Source organism: Alteromonas gracilis, assembly GCF_043642145.1.
GTDB lineage: Bacteria > Pseudomonadota > Gammaproteobacteria > Enterobacterales > Alteromonadaceae > Alteromonas > Alteromonas gracilis_B.
This window is the reverse complement of the sequence record NZ_JBHZRZ010000005.1, coordinates 94,027-115,184: the sequence shown is the minus strand read 5'-3', so window position 1 is coordinate 115,184 and position 21,158 is coordinate 94,027. Positions and strand designations below refer to the sequence as shown.

Here is a 21,158-nt window from a genome sequence, read left to right as displayed (position 1 = left end):
ATTACCTCGCTAGACAGCAATCTACGTATTGAAATTGCATATATACATAGTCCTCACCAACACCGGGAATAGTCTCCCCAGTCACACCGCGCCACTTATAAACCATGTCGCCCAATGGATGACAACACCCAGCTTTTACGCTCTTTGTTTTTGGCTCTCCATCGTCGCCTAGTATCTCATCGCCATTGCTGTCGCGCTCAGGTACGGTAACCATGGCATCGGCATCAGCTTCGGGTAATGGATGGATAGCAGATAACTTATACATACTCTTTGGTACCATTGGCGCGTACTGGGGTTCGCACATTGCGTCATTACCCATGGTGCGCTTAGAAAGCCCTTTTCTATGAAGAGAAGCTAGTACACGTTGAGCTACGAGTGATGTATTACGAGCTGGCTGTCCACCACCAGAAACTTGCCCTGTAAACGGGTAGAGAGTACCGTCACAACCAGCGCAGAAGTAGTTTTGCTCTTTGGCGATACCTGAAGTGATCAAACCGCAGTCTACCGTACACATAATTTGGGCGAGTGGATTGGCAAATAAAGCAGCTTCAGGGTTCAGTACAAATGCTAAAAGCGGATTATTCCACGTTGGGTCAATTTCACTTAGATATAGGATATCGAAATCAACATATTGGTCGCGCTGGCATTCTGGTACCACAAATAACGAAAGCATCTGCATTATTGGGTAACTGAAATAGTGATATTGATAAAAAGCATTTGTACCACTATCGGTATCCGGCGCAGAACCACCTGCTTTACCTCTTTCACCAAGGCCCACAATCGTATCTTGTAGTCGCATACCACCGAGTGACGGGCTACACCAAGGCAGTTTCACTGTTTCTATAAGCCTTCTTGGCGACCAGTAACCTAGCGGCACACCCGGTGGCTTATAAACACCGTTATCGTCTTTACACAAACACAGTAACTGGCTACTCGCTGCCCCTTCTGGTGCATTGGGCCCTATTCCAGACATACGAAAAGGAAGCATGCATGACCAACACATTTGGTCCATGATTTTAGTGAATACGTTCGCATTCGTACAAAGCGCTTCACCAACACCGCTCGCTTGTACTGTTGTTGATGCAGTAAGACCAATGAATAGAGTGAGAATAATTGCCTTAAACCGCTTCACGACATTGCTCCTTGCAGTAACACCCACCCTTTCATTACGTAGGTGTATATGGTGGCGGCTACTACTGGGTAAATATGCGAAACAACTACACCGGCTATAAATCCTATAATAAGCTTGATATCAATCATGTCCTTTCTCCCATTCACTTTGGCCAATAATTTCTACTTTAATTAAGACACCTTCAGTGGTTACTTTTGAGGGCGTGTTGCGTAACGCAAAACGTTGTGCGACCTCTGGACGTAACACATAAAGTTGCACTCCGATTTTGTTAGTGATCTCTTCTAACTGCTTCCAGCCATCAGTTCTATCTAGCTTTGTAGCAATCATGGTTGCGGTACTGCCAGACTTATAGAATTGTCCAAGCGCCCATTTCAATTGATCTTCATTAGTGGCATCGAAGAAAATCATGTTGAGATTTAAAGGCATTAATTCCAATGGGTTTACGCGTTGACCTGCGTAAGCCAGCAATTTACCGTTGTATGCTGGTATGTCTTTCGTCATGACTATCGACGGGTCAATATAATAAATTTCCGATTCTTGCTGCGGCGGCAGATCGATGAATGAGAAATTGTTCCAATATCTATCAAAAGCTTTTTGTTTCTTTGACTCCCAATCGACCTTAGCTATACGCTCTTCTATTTCATCGAAAAGTAACTTTTCACCAATTGGATAGGTTTCGGACAGGACACCAGCATCGCTAACTCCTTCATCCAATCGACGCTTCAAGTCTTTAATTGTGGTCAAACCCTGCGCCTTAATAACTTCACCATTCTCTGTAAGGACCATGCTCGGCGCTCTAGCAATGTCATATTTCATAAACTCAATTGGCGCCAGTTGCACATTGGGGTATTTCTCAATTTTGCCTTGTTCGTGCAAGCGAAGATTGATTGAATCAACGAACCTTATCATCTGACCAACATTGTCCATTCCATCCATTAGGCCTCGAATAAGCACTTCAGCGTTGTTATTCTTTGCGGCACTTATAAGAATGTCGTCGACTACACGGGCTGGCATTGAATAGGAAATGAAGTACTTAACTTTTTCGCCGTCCTCAACAGCCTGCTCTTCAATCATTCGCTGTTCTGCCTGCTTCATTTGTTGAATTAAGTCTTGGCTGTCATCACCAGCAATAATTTCTAATGCCTTATATTGGTCCTGTGAAATACCAAACTGGGTTCGCTTTTCTATGTTTTGGGCTTCTTGATTGTACTTCTTTGCTTGAACTAAGGTGGTTTCAGTGATGTTTTCCAGACCTTTAGCGACTTGTGGTATTTCGCCATTAGTAATATCCAAGAGTCTCTTTTGAGCCCTTAACATCAAGTCTCTGTCAGTCTCAGAGAGCTTATACTCTTCCGTATTTAAAGGTACGGCACCCGTAGCAAAAGTATTTTGTTTTTGCGCTGCATCAATTTGTCGCTTCTGTGCTTCGTACATAGCCTTTTCTTCTGGCGTTAGCTCGAATGCCTGTTGTGCATTTACGGACAATGACATGCACGTCAGTGCGATTAACGCTTTACCAAATCGCATAATTTACCCCTACTATTTTGTTTGTTGTTTCCATACCGAAGAGCTTGGAATCTACCGATAACCTATGCGTACCAAGTGAAAACCACTCACCTTCTTTAACTTCATAAGTTTTAAGATAATTTTCAATTGGAACACCGGCTTTTTGAGTGAGGTATGGCATGTCTACTGGATAGGTTTTTACTTCGCCTTCTGGCGTTTCTACAGTCACAACATATTCATCGACTGTAACCTTATCACCGGGGACGCCTACGGCTATTTTTGCGAAGTTGGTGCCTTTTTTATGTATTACCCTGTCTTTTTCAAGAACGAAAGCTACAACATCACCTCGCTCGAAGGTGTCACTAAGTTCGGTAAGATAGAGACCATGAGGAAGCGAATAAACAGCCTTTTGGCTGTACGATATCTTGTAGTTAGCTTGGAATAGTGTAAATGCTAGGTAAGCTAAGCCAATAAAGAGAACACTCTGTATTCTCGCTTTGTGTTTTTTTAGAAGCGATTGGATGTCCATGTCATTCCAGCAGCAATTAATACTTGCCGTATATTATCTCTAGAGATGACAGGCGAGCCCCTTAATTAAGAGAGCTCTTTTTAAGTGTTAATTAGAAGAATACAGGGGAATTGGTGCGCGTGGCGATTTAGCCATGGACCCAATCAACTGCCAATTCCCTTGTTTGTAAGCAGACTTTGTTTTTTCAGTATGCTTTTCGTTTTATTTGGTATTCACATTAAATGTCGTCTCCGTGGACTCATTAGAGTCATCGTATGCAATCAAACGAACATCTATACTTTCTGGTCTAACGCCTCCGGGGTAATAGTATTGGATGGATGAACCCCTTACCCCAGTCATTTTCCCATCGACTTCCCATTCATAAAGCGTCATTCTTCCATCTTCATCAGTACACATGGAGTCGATGCGTGTGTAATAAGCATAAACTCTCCAGCGAGGCTTGCATGTCGGCGTCTTGTTATCAATTACGTCTACCACATACTCTTCTTCAGCAACATGACCATGATCAGTCGTGGCAACCAGCTTTATGACATGCTGCCCCTCTGGAAGACCAAATACGTTAGCTCTAGCATTACTATCAGGAAGAAGTACGTCATCAACATACCACTGATATGTATCGACTTTATCCTGATAGTGTTGCAGTCTTACACCAGCATTAATAATTACATCCAACGGTTCTCGCATTCTTCTGTTGTTGAATGATGTTCTAAATGAAACTTCTGGTGGATCAGCCTCTACAACCTCTATTGTTTGGATAAAGTCCACTTCATTTCCACGACTATCTTTTACAGTCACTCTTACAGTATGAACACCGTGTTTATCAGCAATAAACCTTGCGCTGTTTCGACCTTCGTATTCAAGCTTCATATCCGATAGCGGTGTGAATTCTGTTTCGAAATAAATTGAGTCTGGGTAAGAAACCCTTTCGCGCTGTGCGAATATTTGCATTTGTGACGGTGCGAACTTGGTTTGTTGCCTCACAACGAAATCGTAATTAGGGAACTCATATCGCCAACCTTTCGTAGTAAATGACTTGTCGGCTGTAGTACTGGCTTGAAGACCTTTATGCCACGCTTTAAACTCTAACTTTATAACCTCTCCCTCCCATTCCACTGGAACCGTGATGGTTAGCTCATCGCCCTCGACGACAGTACCATCTGGCAGAGTCCACTCCCCCATTATTTCAGAAACAGTGCCAGCATATGCTGAACTTGTTCGAGCAGTAAATGAAACTTCTTTTCCTACCTCAGAATGGAACGGTCCTTTGATTAGTATACGAGGCGGCGAAGGTGGTTTAACGTTAATGCTCTTCCTCGCGCTGTCATAGGCAGACCTATCTACACTATCTGTGTCTTCATACCGCATTCTTACAAACAGCCTAAACGACTCGTCACCTTCCTCTACGGTATGGGTTAGTACATTATCACCTTCAACCCACGTTTCGCCATCATAGGACCATTCAATAATACCGCCTGTACCGTCTATCTCTTCCCCTCTATCGAGCACGCGGAATTCTTGAGTTTCACCGTAATACATCACAGAAGGCCCAATAATTGTTATCGTCGGCGTATTGAACGCGGTTACTTCAACTTCCTCAGTAACACTCTCTTCACCCGTGAGCTTATTGGTTGCAACAGCCCTTATTTTCCAAACACCGGGCTCATCGAATACACGACGAATAAAGCGCTCATTAGTCCCAGCTGGCATTTCTTCCCACGTTACTTCATCCTGAGTTATCTCCCACTTTACCCCTCCTAAAACACGACTATCATCGAAGCTATCTGGTCGATACTGGCCAAGGAATGTGAAAGGTACTTTACCGAACAACCTGAAAGCTTTTATTCCACCGTTAAGTTGGGTACCTTTCCATACTCGGATATAGTTTCTATTGGTGATGATTTGCTTAGTGTAACCCTCCAGCTCACTAACAAGATTTAGCACGCCCACATAAGACATTGACCCTAATCCAAGCTTACTAATATCAACATCAAAGTCAGCTTGACCAGCCACCATATCTTTCTCTGGCGTCAGAGGTATGATCGTACCATCACCCTCTCTAAGGGCCAGAAAGCCTCGCCATTTACCCATGGTGGTCTCATCGTAGACATAATCGCCGATAGCACGGTCATACATCCCAACTTTCACGGTATCCGTTTTTGTATCCGTGTTTAGGGCATCTCTAAAATCACTTTCTAGACGTCCTCGCACATAGCGACTCGGAACATAAACAATCTTAAATTCTGTAGTTTCAACAAGGTCAGGTTTTAGCGTATAGAAAGCAGTAATCTTAAATATTCGCTCTTCCCATAAATCCCCTTGTGGTGCATTGATACGGCGGCCATTGACTATCGTTTGCGCTTTAGCTCTCTGTCCAAATTCATAAACTTCATCATCTTCACCGTCCGTGACTATTTTGAATGTTATTGGTCCGTTGCTGCTTGTTACACGAGATGTTGTAACGTTACCGCCAGTAAGGTTTACCGAAAAAACCTCAGTATTAACATTTGGCTCTGGCATCAGTTCAATCTGAATATCGTCAGGTTCTACTACTTCAACGACGATAGTACCTTCTGCTGCCACTCTCTCAGCACCAATTGCATTAACGAACGTATAAACATAATTGATATACTTGGTTCCTGCTGTCTGAAAGACACCCGTCGCAGATGGCACAGACGAATTCTCATCAACAGCAATTTCTGTAGAATCAACTGTTAAGTAGCATGTAGGGCCTACGTATGTTGCTTGCGCAATAGCATCTGCTTTTGATGAAAGGAAACGGCATCGACGGCCTTCACGCTGTAGAAGTGAAAACTGAAAGTTTTGGACGTATTGATAAGCAGTGTCAGTTGTAGTCCTTTCTTCAAAACGAGTAGGCATATAGACAAGATTAAGGCTCTCTGTCGCTTGATTTCCTTCTTGATCAATCACTGTTGCTTCAATGCTGTATTCATCACCACGTTCTAGCTCTAAATACTCAGTAATAAGAGCAAAGTTTCTCTGACTAGCATCCATCTCAACAACTTTTCCATCGAAACGTATTTCTGTTACTTCTGCACCACCAATGAATTCATCTTCTGCAACAACGACAATATCCTCAGGGAAGTACAAAGCATCTCCGTTCTCTATCTTAGTCGAGGCTTGATGAAATCTAATTGTTGGTAATTTGCTGTCTAGCTTAACTTCGCTCATTTCCTTACTAGCAAAGTTTGCGTATTTATCTTCTGTATAAACAACGGGCTGGAACACGCCATTTTCGACATCTGAAATGTCCATGATATACACGAAAGAGTTATCAATTATTTGAGGCGATAAATCTGACTCAATAGAAAATGCTTGTGGCTTACGTTGAAATTTACCCTCCTCGACTACTTTTCTATTACCCATTGTTAGGCCGTTATCGGGGTTCTCGTAGCCTTCACTTTGCTCAAATGTGACTCTGACATTCTCTGGCACTATCCAATCTCCAGCACCTACGTCAAAAACCTTTGGGTTCGCCATTGTTGGAATATGAACACTTCGCTTATTGCCACGCTCCAATTGAGCGTTAGCTAGGAAAAACATTTCTCCATCATCTACTCCATTGTCACCGTAGATATGCACAGAAACGCGGTCATTAATTGAGGTGTTTAAAGTTTGGGAAAGTTCTACTTCTTGCCAGTCATCCGTTAAAGTAAAGTTATACTCTTCACCTGTCTGCCCTTCACCGGGTTGGCATCCTGTATCTATACGAACAATAACATCGTCATCAAATGTCCCTATATTTGCACGTATCGCCATGGAAAAGGTAAATTTATCGTCGTCCTTTAAATCTGTCACTTGAATGCACTGACTAAGCGATGATGAGTCAATACCGTTGTCACCACGTTGTTGATACCTGAACACACCTGAGTACCCAAACCCTGTTGGCGCCCTTAGACTCGAATCCCAAATAACCGGTTTTTCTGCACCACCTTTTACCCATGCCGACTCATTACCCATGTCAGCCGAGTAGCGCAACATGTTACCTATACGCTCACTATCTTCATAAGGAGAACGAACCACCACCATAGCCTGTCCATTGGGTACTTCTTTTTCACTATTACCAATAAGTACTTTTGTCGCCGGAAATGTGTCATTAGCTAAAGGAGTATGAAGACGCGCAGCAAAGGTCTCTATTATAGGACTTCGATAGTCCCATGCGATTGTGTATAGCTCTTTAATTTCAGGAAAAAATCCGTTTAACGAGTTAATATTTATTGGGTGTGTACTGTACCCTTGGGGCATTTCTCGTGTACCGAAACGCGCCCCGCTTTTATTAATGGTACACAAGATTTCATCAGCTGGGATTTCACAGCGGCCTAACCCTGCAAGTTCTATTTTTTGAGTATATTGTCTTGGTTCAACAGTAATTCGAATCTCCTTTAGTGTTGAGTTAAGGGAGTAGTTAACTGGCGTTAATCCCTCAATCGTGTCATGGCTAAACTCTGTCTCAACACGCACTAACTTTGGAGCTTCTGGAATTTCTAAATCAAGGTTAATATCTTCACTATTGATGACAACTTTCTCTTCTGACTGGCCAGAAAAGAAAGATATTTGATAGGAAAGTTGATTATCAGAAATGTCACTTACAATTCCCTTAGCTTGCAATAATCCTGCGCTGACACCACTGGGTATATCAGTCCATTCAAACACACATGATAGGTCACCCATTAGGTTGTTACGTCTTGCAACGTTTCTATTGCTGACTATGCTACAACCTGAATCAGGGTTAACTGACAAGCTAACCTCCGCATTATCGATATTGGTAAAGCGAGCGTCATTAAAGCTTTTAGATAGCGTCGGCAATAGAGCGTCTATTTCGCCTCGGACGTTCATCTCAGCATTAACGTTCATCGACATTAAAGGGAGCGAGGTTAAAATTGTTATAAGTGCTTTTTTATTCATAACCAATACAGTCTTTTCCAGTTATTACTATTGTATTTAATGGTTAAGGCTGTAGCGGTTAATTAAGAATAGGATTTTGAGGTGTTAACAAGATTAATTTAAAAAAGTCAGGGTTTCCCTACCCTGACTTTCTATTTATTAGAGTGCTGGAAGAATTATCGTCCTTTGACACTGATTGTTACCAACATCTAAATATCCTTCTGGACAAACAAACAATGCATCCATTGTGTCGCTGATTTCGCACGTATCAGGCCCAGTAACAGAGAACCCCTCTGGACAAGTATTTGCGGTTGGCTCTACTACGGTTTCTTTCTTACATGAATCGCCTTGTAGGCTAAAACCATCATGACAAAGTATGTCTGCGGAGGACACAAGTTCTTTCTTAACATAACCTGTTAACTCATCGTACTCATATCCAAACGGCGGGATAACCTTTTCGTTATCTGCTGTGACTGCTCGACAATACACGTCGTCATGCTGTATTAAATCCCCAGAGCACGCATTCATGTACTCACCTGCTGGATACTCTTTCTGGTGAATACAACGATTTCTTGATTTGTCGAACTCTCCACGCGCTAACTCACCCTTTCCAAACTCTACCGGAAGGCACATTGGTACAGAATCTGTTAATAGTTCGTCAGTATCAACATCAACACAACCTTGTTTAACCCAGCTGTATTGACCTAATGGACAGCTTATCGTATTGCTAAGCGTTTGATAGAAACGACACACTAACTGATCGTCATTATTGCGCGTCAAGCTTGTGCCTGCTGGGCAATCAAATGTCGTCAACTCTGTTTTATAACAGCCACCATCAATGACCCGATAGCCAGCTGCACAACGCTCAATAGACTTATAGTCTGTTTTGGTGCATTGTCCATCTGCGAAGTCGTAGCCTTCACCACACAGTGAGATTGGGGTTGCCTCTTCAATTGAAACGCATTCATTGACACTACGTTTCGTGAAGTTATCAGGACACATAGTCGCAGGTGCTTCTTTAATGACTAAGGTACACTCTATGCCGTTAAGCTCATAATTATCAGGGCATGCAGGTGATGCCGCCATCTCTTTTGTCTTAACACAAGATTTCTTATCTTCGGTTAGCAAAAAGCCGGTAGGACAATCTTCAATCGCATTCTTATGATCTGTTCTAACGCATGCTTTTAATGCATCATCGAAGGAATAGTCGGTTGGGCATGTGTAGACAATTTCTGTTACCTGATGCTGAACACAATGATCTGACTCAGGGTCATAAAGAAAGCCTGTATCACAAATAGACACAGACTCATTCGGTAGCACGGATATACACTGGCCATCCTCAAGAGAAAATCGATCGTCACATTGCTTGTCTACAGGTTTAGTAACCAGTTTTTCACAACGTGCATTTTCAGCATTAAGCGCATAGCCATTTTCACATACAATAATTTTGCTTTCGATGTTTTCATCAACACAACGACTGATACCCGTGTGATATACAAAGCCTGAAGGGCACGAAGGGGTAGCTACCGCCGTCATTTCCTTCACACAATTGAGGTAACCATCTACATCCTTGAACGGTGCTGTACATTGCTTAGTAACAGGCAAAGTGTCTAGGACACGGCGACACTGGCCAGTAGACGTTAGTAATGAATCACTTGGACATGATGCTTGTGCCTTTATACGCTCAGAACTTGTACAAATACTCATCGTCGTATTATAAATAAATCCTGTGGGACAGCTTCCGAGCTTAAGGTCCAAAGCTGTATAGGCGCACATTTTGCTAACTGTATCGACCATAACGGTATCTTCTGGGCACGTATAGGTGGCATTAACATTCCCCGTTTTACGACATTCATTGTGATGAATCGTGTAGCCAGAAGGACATGTAAACAGCGTTTTAGATGCGCTCTCCTGATAGGACACGCATATGTCACGTTCAGTCTCATACCAATATCCGGCTGGGCATACAAACCCGTTAAGCGGATCACTTGAAACCACTGTCACGCTTTGGCAGAAGCCGGTATCTTGATTATATGTCATACCCGATGGGCAATTAGTACTGCGCGGCAGCTCTTTCCTCTCTATACAGCGCTGATGGTCAGTTGAGAAGTATGCATTCGCACCACAATTTGCTTGGATGTTGGTTGATGCAATTTCACGACAGAACGAATCATTCAATACACCAAATTCGGACTTACAAACCTTAACTATATTTTCTATTTCAATTTTCTGACATTGACTGCCATTGAACTGATAACCGTAAGGACAATCAGGCTCTGCAACGATTTCTTCAAAATTGAAGCAGTTAAGACCTTGTTTTTCTCCGATAGAACAGTTCACAGAAGGCGACTGCCAATCTAGTCTGTAGCATTTTCCGTTGCCCGTTGAGACATAGCCATCTGCGCACTCAGCAGCCCCATTCTGAGGTGTAGTCGAGCGACAAACGCCATCACTTAATAACTGCTGTCCAGATGGGCAAGTATCCACATGGGCTACTTCATTAATGGTTCGACAACCCTCTGGTGTAATAACTTGGCCACTTTGACAAACTGAGTCTATGGTTCTCGTAACGATGCGGTAGCATGATTGCCCCTTAGCTTTGTACCCTGCTGGGCAATCATATTTGTAGCCAAAGCCAAGGTTGTTAACAGCCGTTGCATTTTTACAATAATGTAGGTCGTGTGAATTACCAGTTAAGCACTCCCTATCTACTTGAGATACTAAAGTTCTCATACAAGAATCACCAACCTTAGCAAAACCAGCCGGGCAACTATCCTGAGGATCGTATGTTTCTGTATTAATACACACTCTGCCCTCGCGCTCGGTACCAGTTGGGCATATTCCTTTTTCAGGATAATCTGGCAAGCTCTGGCAAACTTCACTTTGACCAATACGCTGCACATAACCAGTTGGACACTTAACCTCGCTTAACGGATGTTGCTCTACTTCTTTAACACAGTTGCCATTTCTCAACGTGTATTCTAACGGGCACTGTTTCAGGATTGGTTGAGTCAGACGCTCTCTACACATACCCTCACTTTCATCGAACACAGCTCCTTCCGCACAGGTAGGTTGGCGAGCAATCTGTTGGGTGCCGTTAGTACACATTGTTCTATTTGGCACATATGGATCTGGATGGCTGGTAGGGCAACCAAAGAACCGTGGGGTAAAGAGGTCTTTAAAGCATGTACTGCCATTTAATTGTGAATAGCCATCGAAACAAACATTCTGGATGTCGGTCACGACCACCTGCTTACACATACCATCCACTAGGCCCATATTTTCAGGACATGTAGGTGCCGATTCTTCGATCTTATGACAGGTCTTAAATGGACCCTCATTTGAAAGTGCGAAGCCAGTTTGACAGTTAACGAATGAGCGTTTTGTCTCCTTAACACACATACCGTTCGACTTGACAAAGCCATCTCTACAGTTCGTAGACACCGTTGATGTTCCTATACGCTCACATTGCTGACCGTTGAGTGAGTAACCAGATGGGCAAGAATTAAACTTTGGCGTCATCGGGTAGCATTTTCCATTTGAATAGAAATGCGTGTCAGGACAAGACAAAACATTATTTATTTCTCTTGTATCTTTACACCTTCCATTTTCATAGGTGAAGCCAGCAGGGCATAGTCCAACATTACTACCTGTTGACGAACGACATTGATTAATAGAACCGCTTACTCCATCAGGGCATATATTAACGGGAGCGCTTGTCTTAACTTGGTCGCACATTCCGTCAGACTTTAAAGTCATACCAGATGGACAGATACCAGCATTTAAGGTTGCATTTATTGCACGACACTTCCTGCTATCTAAAGGAACATATCCCGAAAAACATGTCGGAGTTGATTCAGAAATAGTTTCAATTTCACACTCACCAGTGGAAGTGTTGAATGTTGATTTCCCTTCACATATCACAGCACTTTGATCATTTGTAGCGCGATAACACTGTGTTGCAGAATAACTAATCGTCCCTGACGGACAAACTTCTGATGGTTGGTTAACCTCCACATTAATACAACTACCTGACACTGAATCGTAAGTTTTATCTGCTGGGCATGCAAAGCCGCTTGAATCACTTTCATTCTTAGCACACACATTTTCAAATAAACTTGAACCTGAAGGGCATTGCTCATTAGGTCGTTCAAGCCACACCGTATCTGCACATTGCAATTCGGGATCGTCACTATGACAATGCTCTACACGAGCACATAAATTTATATTTTCACTATAAACATAGTCTTCTGGGCATAGCATCACACTACTGGTTACTTCCCTACAATTCACTCCATCGCTTATAAAACCTTCCTTACAGCCAGTAGGAAAAGAGGCGTTATTTTTCTTACAAAAACCGTCCTCCATTCTAAATTGACTTGGGCAGGTTGCCACTTTGTTAAGCAGTTCGTGACAGGAACCATTCACTAGAGCAAAACCAGCAGCACATGATTTAACACCACCATCCCCACTTTTAAGAGTGCAAACACCATTTGTCAGTGTATAGCCTAAAGGACATTCGGGGTTAGCAGATTGGGTCTTGAAGCATTCATTATTTATTCTGACATAGCCACTATCACAACTTGATATTGGGAACTCATTGATTTGTATGCATTGCCCACCGGACAAAGTAAAGCCTGCTTCGCACGTCGTGGTTGGACAGTTAACACTTTCTATATCGTTACCAGCCAAGCAGTATTGACTGGCATCCCCCCTCTCAAACCTATCGCAATAGCCAGTCGAATTATTTTTAACATATCCTGACGGGCAAGAACCGACAGAGTAAGCTACATTGTTCGCCTTACATTGAACGGATTTATATAGCGAGTAACTAGATGAACTACAAAAATATATTACATCTTCCGCGAGAGTCCTCTCACATAGGCCAGAACTTGAATTTAATGTGTATCCTCCAGATGGACAGTTGCCAATGCTGTAAGTCGGAGTATTAGATTTACATTGACTCACGCCATAGAGGGAATAACCACCTGTACAAGTATAGTTAACGTTTTTGTGCAGAGTCCTTTCGCATTTTCCATTAGAAAAATTTAGATTGTAACCATTGGCACAATAACCCTTATTTAAACTTGCTGAGGAATTGACACACATAGTTCCATTTTTATTGAATCCGCTAGGACAATAGGTAACTATATCTTTAGTGTCGGTCTTTAAGCATGTTCCATTAGATACACTGTAATCTGAAGGACAGGTTACAGTTGCGCTTTTAATACATTGACTACCTTGCTTTGTTGTACCTGTTGGACAATTGTAAGATGTGTTAATTGAACCCGCTGGGCACCGTCCTGAAGACATACTTCTATCTGAGCACATTACAGAAGCTAGAGAGCCCGAACCATCACAAACCCACATGCCTTCTTGCTCGTTTAGATATGGGTGTCCTTGGTGGGTTTGGCAAAATGAAAATAATACATCCGTTGTGTATTTGTCACACCTCTGAGTAGAGCTATTGAAATCCCCTTCACTACAATAAGGTTGGATCGGTAAAGAGCATTTATCACCAACTACAGCATAGTTGTTAGGGCAGGTATATGATGGGCTTTTAGTGATGTTTTTTACACAGGTATTGCCTTGCTTTGCATATCCGCTCGGACATGTAGTTGATAAATCCTTAGTTTCATAGCAATAGTTCCCTAATTTTGAATACCCTGCTGGACAAGAAGTGATGTATTGACTATCAAACTTTGAACAGGTTCCATCACCGTCATTTTTGTACCCTGAAGGGCAGTTCTGGGTTGCGTTGATTACTCGTTTACAGAAGCCTCCGTCCATAACATATCCATTCGGGCAAGAAGCAATATCACGCTTTTCTAATTTTGAGCATCGCCCTGCTCCATCATTTATATATCCATTCGGGCACTTCTCTTCAGCAGGTTTAGTCACAAAACAAAAATCTCCGTGCTTGGTATAACCGTTAGGACATGATGTCACGGGTTTAATTAATGTTCTTTCACACTTTTGCCCTTTTTTGTTCCAACCTGTTGGACAACTATATAGAACCGGGCTTGTTTCCTTACACTGTCCATCAACGAATGAAAAACCTTCTGGGCAACCATTGATATCTGTGAAAACATCTTCTACGCACACACCATTTTTCAAATAATAACCAGTTGGGCAAGCTTTAGCGCCACTTGTAGTTTCAAGTTTGTAGCACTGGCCATTACCACCAGCTCGCCATCCATTAGGACAAATAGTGTCCAGAGGAGACACTGCATTATTTACGCACTTACCATCATTATTCAGTGTGAAGTTATTGGGGCACTCAATTTTAGAAGAATACGTTGGATAGCATCGCCCTGAAACAAGCTTATAGTTTTCTGGGCAACTAGAAACTGAAGTTTCAACTAATCTTTCACAACGATTTTCTTGTTCATTGTAGGTAAACCCAGAGGCACAAAACATGGAACCCTGAGTGACAGTCACTCTTTCACACTGACCATTTTCAGTTAGGCGATAGCCTGATGGGCATTGGTCTTTTGAAGATTCAACAACTACACGCTGGCACTCGTTTCCGTTCTTAAGGTCATAGGGTGCAGGGCATGAGAAAATAACCCCTGTCGTTTCTATTTTTTTGCAAATAGAGGTACCGGTTATCTTCGAACTTCCATTAGGACATACTATGGCATTAGCATTGTCTACAGAAGAAACACAGTTAGCGCCTTGATTAGAATACCCTAATGGGCATTCATCAATCATTGGTACTTTCTCAGTCTTGATGCATTGTCCATTCTGAACAAATTGCGCTGGACATTCTTCTATGATTGTTTCAACAAGAAGTTCTTCACACACATATCCATTTAAGACTTGGTTAGGGCCACAGTCGTATGCGATCGGCTCTATTTCTTCTAAACGGCAATTATTATTGATTGCGTCATATGTTAGTGGTGCATCGCACATTGCCACAAAATCATCAGTATCGGCATTGATACATGCACCATTTACCAATGACTCACCTTCAGGACACTGGACGGTAGAAGGCTGAGTAACAACACCCTTACAACCCTCCTCTTCTGATACAAGCGTCATATCATCAGGACATGAAAAAACTACGTTTTCTGTTTCTAGTCGCTGACAATGCACACCATCGAAAGTAAAGTCATTTGGGCATATGTTGTTTACTTTGTGGATTTCTACACGCTCGCAGACGCCTCGCTCACCCATGGTGTAACCTGCTTCACAGATTGCAGGCTGAGTAGATATTTGGCAGATAAGTGTTTTAGCGCCATTTTTATCAAAGCCATACTCTATGACCCCCTCACATGCCCCGATGGTTGGCGGTAAAGTTGATTTAACTTGCTGCTCACATGTACTTCCATTCCAGATGGTATCTTCTCCACACAAGAGCGCATCTGCATTTGGTATACTGGATACATAAAAACCTTTAACAAACTGGCTACCTTTAACCGGCTTTTCTTGAAGCTTTGTGATGTTGTCTTTAATGCAATTTGATGAGCCAGCAGATGATTGCTTGTAACCTGTAGGGCATACTGGAATGGCAGGTTCAGAAGGTTCATCCTCAGCACAGTACCAATTACCATTAAGATATAGTGGCTCTCGACCTGATTCACAATACACTTCTGATGCATCGTGTCCTTGTACAAAATATGTATTGCATTGACCTGTCGACCTGTCAAATTCAGATAACTCAATACTCTGTGAAGCACTTGCAGGAATTGCCACTTCAGATACACACTGTTCACCCTCTATTTTATCAGCAGAGCACGCCAGTGTTGCAGGAACTGTTGCAGTCTCATATGGATAGGTACACATGGCATTAGTTTGATCCAACACTTCACCTTCATCGCAAGTAGGAACGGCGGTATTGGTAATGCCACTTTCTCTATATTTTTTGCTTCTGCATATATTCATTGTAGGGTCATATTTAGAGCCCTCTATCCCTAGCACCTCATTACAATCAATTGGCTTGCCACAAAACTCGCCATATACGTTATAACCGCTTTTACATTCAGCGTTGCGAACACATAGGCCTGTATCCGACTGATATTCACCGACTTCACAGGAGTAGGCTGGAGTATATGTTTTAGTTATACAGCTTGAACCATCTGGCCCTAACTGGGTACCTGCCGGACATTTATAATCTACACTTAACTGAGATATAGATTCACATGATTGGGCTTTAGGAATACCACTTGACGTTTCGCATTGCCCAAGCGCGTTCATTTTCATACCGCTTGGACATTGCTTAGTTAACGCGCCTTGGTGTTGATATGTTATGTAACAAGACTCTTCATTTTGCTCGCTTACAAATGAATCTGTATCAACAACAAAGCCACCAGCTGAAGTAATGAATTCGTACAGAGGTGTGTTATATGTGGCTATGTTTTTAACCAACTTCTCACTGTTGACGCTACAGCCACCAACTATATCTATCATGCTTGGTTTATTAGACTGGATAATACGAGATACATAGTCACCAGCGTCGTGGCTCTGACCTTCTACATTGCCCGCCATCAGCATTGATGCAATGATAAACTTATCCTCGTGCCCTTTTACGGGATACAGTTTAATAAATTCTTTTATTTCTTCGGTACCGGGGGCAGGTAGTGTAAAGCCACTATTACCGTTTATTGAAAGAGAAGGAGTATAACCACTTATGCTGGCCTCCGAGCTTCCACGAACAATAGCCTTTAGAAATTCATAATTATAAATTTCACCAGCACTATCGATGCCTGATACATAATTACCTTGGTAGCGAGTAGCCATAACAGAAACATTGTCTACCAACGACTGCCCATCAATACCATAATTTTTTTCACCATCAAAAATTGCGGTGAATGTATGCTCAGGTGACTCCCCTAAGTCAGCTTCAATGAATGTTACTGTGTCTGATACACACAAGAAGTCCCTAATCTTCGGAGTACCTTTAACCTGATGCGCATCATTATTTGTAGAGCTAATGAAGTTGACGGTTGACCACTGAGCTTCGAAGGCAGTCCATACATCAGAGCTTACTGCTTCATTTACAACGTTTTGAGGATTCAGCTCAGAGGGTAATGCATGCCCGTCATAGTTATATACTGGCTTAAATCCAGTAGGACACACATATGCCTCTTGCTGCTCAACTTTTACATATGAAACGCACGCACCTTTTTCGTTCACATATGTATCAACCGTTGAGCTATTCGGTCCATTAAACGAGACACCATCGCAAGCATTTTCGGCGTGCTCTACTACAGCGCATTCACCCTTCTTATTAACAACAAACCCTTCTGGGCAAACCTCAGCTGCAACAAACTTCTTTGTACCGTTAATGACACATGCTGGGCCCGTTACACCAAGGTCACTCAAGCACACTTGCTCTTTACTTGTTGTAATTGTTTTCAGGCAGGATTTTGAATAACCACGTCGCTTAGTGTCGTCATTGATATGAGGAGATGCGTTCTCGGTACCAACTGGGCAAATGTAGCCGGATAGGCCCCCCCTTCTTGGTTCGCTGACTAAGCACCTACCATCTACCAATTCACCCTCTAAACATATCGAAGATTCAAAATCGACAAGAGAGACTGACTCACACTTCCCATTATTATCTTGGTACCCTTCAGGGCATAGCGATAAACAGTCAGAGCTAGACACAGATGTAGCACCCTCAGGGCACGAAAGCGATGCTATGGTTAGAGTGAGGTTTTCATCTGATGTACAGCGCTCAACCCCCTCTTGATTAGAATATGTAAATCCGTCGGGGCAGTAATCCTGCCTCGACTGTTTCTTTCCATCGCTATTAATACAAGAATTACCGTCAAAATAGAAACCGTCTGCACAGAACGCTTTGATTTCAACTGATTTGCATAAAGTAATTCCTCCTACGGTGATAGCTTCTTGTCCTGCCTCACAGACCTTTTCTTTTCCAAGCAGTTCGAAACACTCTCCGTTGCTATATACAAAACCAGCCTTACAGGTATCTTTAGCTTTAAAAATACGCTCATAACAAGCACCCTGTTTTAGTGTCATGTTCGATGGGCATGTTAGTACCAATTCTTTAACGAAGGCACAGGAACCATCTTCCTTGTAGTACGCTCCTTCAGGACATTGTGAAGCAACTACCTCCACCTGCATTTCACATCGCCCATTTGCAGGTTCATAACCTATTGGGCACTCTAACTCAGGTGTAACAGTAGAACGTCTTTCACAGACGCCACCGACATTTTCAAAGGTTTCGGGGCAGGTTTGGAAAGCGTCTTTAACTTGTTCTTTAGTACATGTAGCTTTGTCTTCACTTAGCACAAAGTCATCGTCACAAAAGTACATTGGTTCTTGCGTGCGATAACAAAGGCCATCAATCATGGTATAGCCAGCTTCGCACTGTTTTGCAGCCGCTTCCGTGACTTTTAAACATTCCTCATTTTCAATGAAGTATCCGGGGGTTGCACAACTTTGTACTGCATCAGTAGTAATCAGTTTCTCGCATTGCCCGTTTACCTCTTTGTATTCATCTGGGCATCGAGTAGAAATCTCTGTGATAGAAACTTTTTCACATTGGCCTGCTTTTTTAGTAAAACCATTTGGGCATACATAATCGACTAATACGATGTCGTAGCAACGTCCATCATTAAGAACATGGCCAGAGCTACATCCTATTGGGTCTAGTACAGATTCACGCTGACACTTGCCATCTATTAATGCATACTCTTGGGGGCAACTTTCTATGGCATCGCCAACAATAGTTTTATAACAGTTCTGCTCTTGCTCGTTGAACGTAAAGCCGTCAGGACATTGTTGCTTGTTGATGATATCAACACGCTCACAGTGGTCATCAGCATACGTAAAACCATCTGGACAAATTAATTCATAGCCGTGCTTTTCGTAACAATTGCCGTCGATTAAAACCCAACCTTCCTTACATTGGGGAATAGGTTTAATAACCTCTTCAATGCACTTTGAACCATCAAAATATTGTCCAGTTCCGCACTTAGCCTCCTGTTCAAAAAAATCTATTTTCTTGCAAACACCGTTATCATTAACGGTGTCAGGAGGGCACGCGACACCCGATACAAGAATTTCAGTTCTCTCGACGCATTGATTATCTGCATTTAGGGCATACCCAGCTGGGCAATCCAAAGTAGGTGTATTGGCCTCAAGAAGTTCACAGTTTTCACCCACTTGTGTATAGCCATGTGGACATAAATCAAGTGGCACTTTGAGTTCAAAACACTCTCCAGACTTAAGGGCAAATCCAGCTTCACAAGCACCAACAGCAAGCTCTAAGACGCGTTCACATTGCTCACCTACTCTTAAATACCCGCTTGAACAAGTTTCTCCGGGCTCAATTGAATAAGTTCGCTTACATATGTTATTGCTATCGAGGGCATAGCCATCTGGGCATGTGAATTCCATCGGATACAACACGTTTTGTTCACATAGGCCTGCACCGTTTAGCCTATAGCCCGGTTCACAGCTATCCGTGGCCGTGAGCTTGTCTTCTTTAACGCACTCTCCACCTATTAGCGCAAAATCGATGGGGCAAGCGCTGTTGATTGTTATGGTCTTTTCTAATGAACACTCTGTACCAACATTGGTGTAGGTATCTGGACAAACGTATTCACCCGCAGTCACTTCTACTTTTTCACAAGCATTTGAAGGAAGCTCTGTGTATTCAGTTGGGCAATTGGTAATAGATAACGACGGTAGGTTAATGTCATAAAATATCTCACCAGCAGCACCCGCCACTGCTGGATAAATTGGAAAATATAAACGATTGGATGTTAATGATAGGTTTACAGTGAATTCTACTGTCTCTCCGGGCGAAACATTAATATTGTTCACAACGACAGGGATAGTACTCTCTGCTTTGTTCGTAAAAAACAGTTGATGCCTACCTTTCAGAAGATTGCCACCGTCATCAGAAAGTGGCCCAGTACGAACAATACTCAACGCACTGCCATCAGGCAGCGCTAATTGCTTATCAACAGCTAAGGTTACTTGTTGTTCTATTTCTATGTTCTGATCCGCAGCTACTCCCATTGCGGATAATGAGAGCAAAAAAGCAGGAAGGATTTTCTTTATCGCGTTTATCACTATTTTTATACCTACATTTACACCAATTAATTACACATTTTATTTTGGTTTCATCCTCCCCAACGTTTGTTTAGCGGCGTTTTTAGTGTCGTTAATGATTTCTTGGCCGTTTTATTGTCAATATAATGGCCAAAAGCAACTTATTGAGTGGGTGTATCTTGGTTAATTTTGTTCTCAGTATAATTCTAGTGCTGTTAGCGCTTTGGCTATTGAAAGCCATTTACGACATGTTCTTCAGCATTGATATCGACGCGCCTGATGAAGTATTTGAAGATGATCCTATTGAAGCAACTGACTTATTCGATCCAGAAGCAATGAAGGATAACGAGCCCATCTTCACGCTTCAGGAATTCACGCGAATGCGTAAATATATTGATAGAACATTTGTATATTCCAAGGAATTGAAAAACTGGGTAGATGTGCAATTTATTCCTGAGCCTACCCGAAGCGATGTCCTAAGGAACCTCACTCCAGACGACGAATTAACCGACGAAGGCAAAAGCGACTTTGACCCAGAACGCGATGACCTTAGAGTCGATGTAAACCGCTCTTCCCTTAGCGTATTTATTGATCCAGAAATCGATGAAGATGAAGATAAAAACAAAAAAAATAAAAAGGACAAAAAGTAATGAAATCGTCAACCATTAAACAACGAAAACTCATTGGTTTAGTTGCTATTGGCCTAGTAGCTATTGGGTACATTATAATGACAACACCCTCTCATAACTACGATGTAGACAGTAGCTTAATAGTGCAACCGTCAAACTATGAGAGCTGCATTAAGGCATCATATGGTGTAGTAGATGATTCAAATGAAGCCGAAAGAAAAGAAGATGCTCGCGCTTGCCTAGAAGCACTGGAGTATAAAAACTTCTTTGTAGACGTAGATGGGAAAGCGTTAATTTTTATCAACTCTAATGAGTATTATCGCATCGCGCCGGAAGTCATAGAGAAATTTAAAGCCAAGTCTTCAGCTTTAATAGAAGGTAATCCTATCTTACCGAACAATGAAGCAGAGCTGAGCGGTACTTAAAATTA

Annotated in this window: 8 protein-coding genes; 2 read left to right on the top strand and 6 right to left on the bottom strand. The window is 42.4% G+C overall.

Annotated elements, in window-relative coordinates; translation table 11 throughout:
- Position 1 precedes the first annotated feature (1 nt).
- From ACHUFN_RS12040 to ACHUFN_RS12015, 6 genes are all read right to left on the bottom strand, one after another.
- Positions 2-1,132 carry a TraU family protein gene (locus tag ACHUFN_RS12040; protein ID WP_394222642.1) on the bottom strand — a complete coding sequence of 377 codons (1,131 nt, stop codon included), beginning with the start codon at positions 1,130-1,132 and terminating at the stop codon, positions 2-4.
- A complete protein-coding gene (locus ACHUFN_RS12035) occupies positions 1,129-1,260 on the bottom strand; it encodes a hypothetical protein (protein WP_394222641.1) in 132 nt (43 codons plus the stop codon). Before ACHUFN_RS12035 ends, ACHUFN_RS12040 begins: the two co-directional genes overlap by 4 nt.
- Positions 1,253-2,659, bottom strand: coding sequence for a TrbC family F-type conjugative pilus assembly protein (locus ACHUFN_RS12030; protein ID WP_394222640.1), 1,407 nt, complete (start codon positions 2,657-2,659; stop codon positions 1,253-1,255). Before ACHUFN_RS12030 ends, ACHUFN_RS12035 begins: the two co-directional genes overlap by 8 nt.
- Positions 2,646-3,167, bottom strand: coding sequence for a S26 family signal peptidase (locus ACHUFN_RS12025; protein ID WP_394222639.1), 522 nt, complete (start codon positions 3,165-3,167; stop codon positions 2,646-2,648). Before ACHUFN_RS12025 ends, ACHUFN_RS12030 begins: the two co-directional genes overlap by 14 nt.
- Before the next feature lie 201 nt (positions 3,168-3,368).
- On the bottom strand, positions 3,369-8,090 hold the full coding sequence (locus tag ACHUFN_RS12020; RefSeq protein ID WP_394222638.1) for a hypothetical protein: 4,722 nt from the start codon (positions 8,088-8,090) through the stop codon (positions 3,369-3,371).
- Positions 8,091-8,228: 138 nt separating this feature from the next.
- Positions 8,229-20,120 carry a hypothetical protein gene (locus ACHUFN_RS12015; protein ID WP_394222637.1) on the bottom strand — a complete coding sequence of 3,964 codons (11,892 nt, stop codon included), beginning with the start codon at positions 20,118-20,120 and terminating at the stop codon, positions 8,229-8,231.
- 188 nt (positions 20,121-20,308) lie between these two features.
- Between ACHUFN_RS12015 and ACHUFN_RS12010 the strand changes: the two genes are divergently transcribed.
- Positions 20,309-20,749 (top strand): hypothetical protein, encoded by a 441-nt coding sequence (locus ACHUFN_RS12010; protein ID WP_394222636.1) that lies wholly within the window; start codon positions 20,309-20,311, stop codon positions 20,747-20,749.
- The gene (locus ACHUFN_RS12005) at positions 20,749-21,153 is read left to right on the top strand and encodes a hypothetical protein (RefSeq protein WP_394222635.1); all 405 of its coding nucleotides are present in this window, start codon (positions 20,749-20,751) and stop codon (positions 21,151-21,153) included. The genes ACHUFN_RS12010 and ACHUFN_RS12005 overlap by 1 nt, the downstream gene beginning before the upstream one ends.
- Positions 21,154-21,158: the final 5 nt, after the last annotated feature.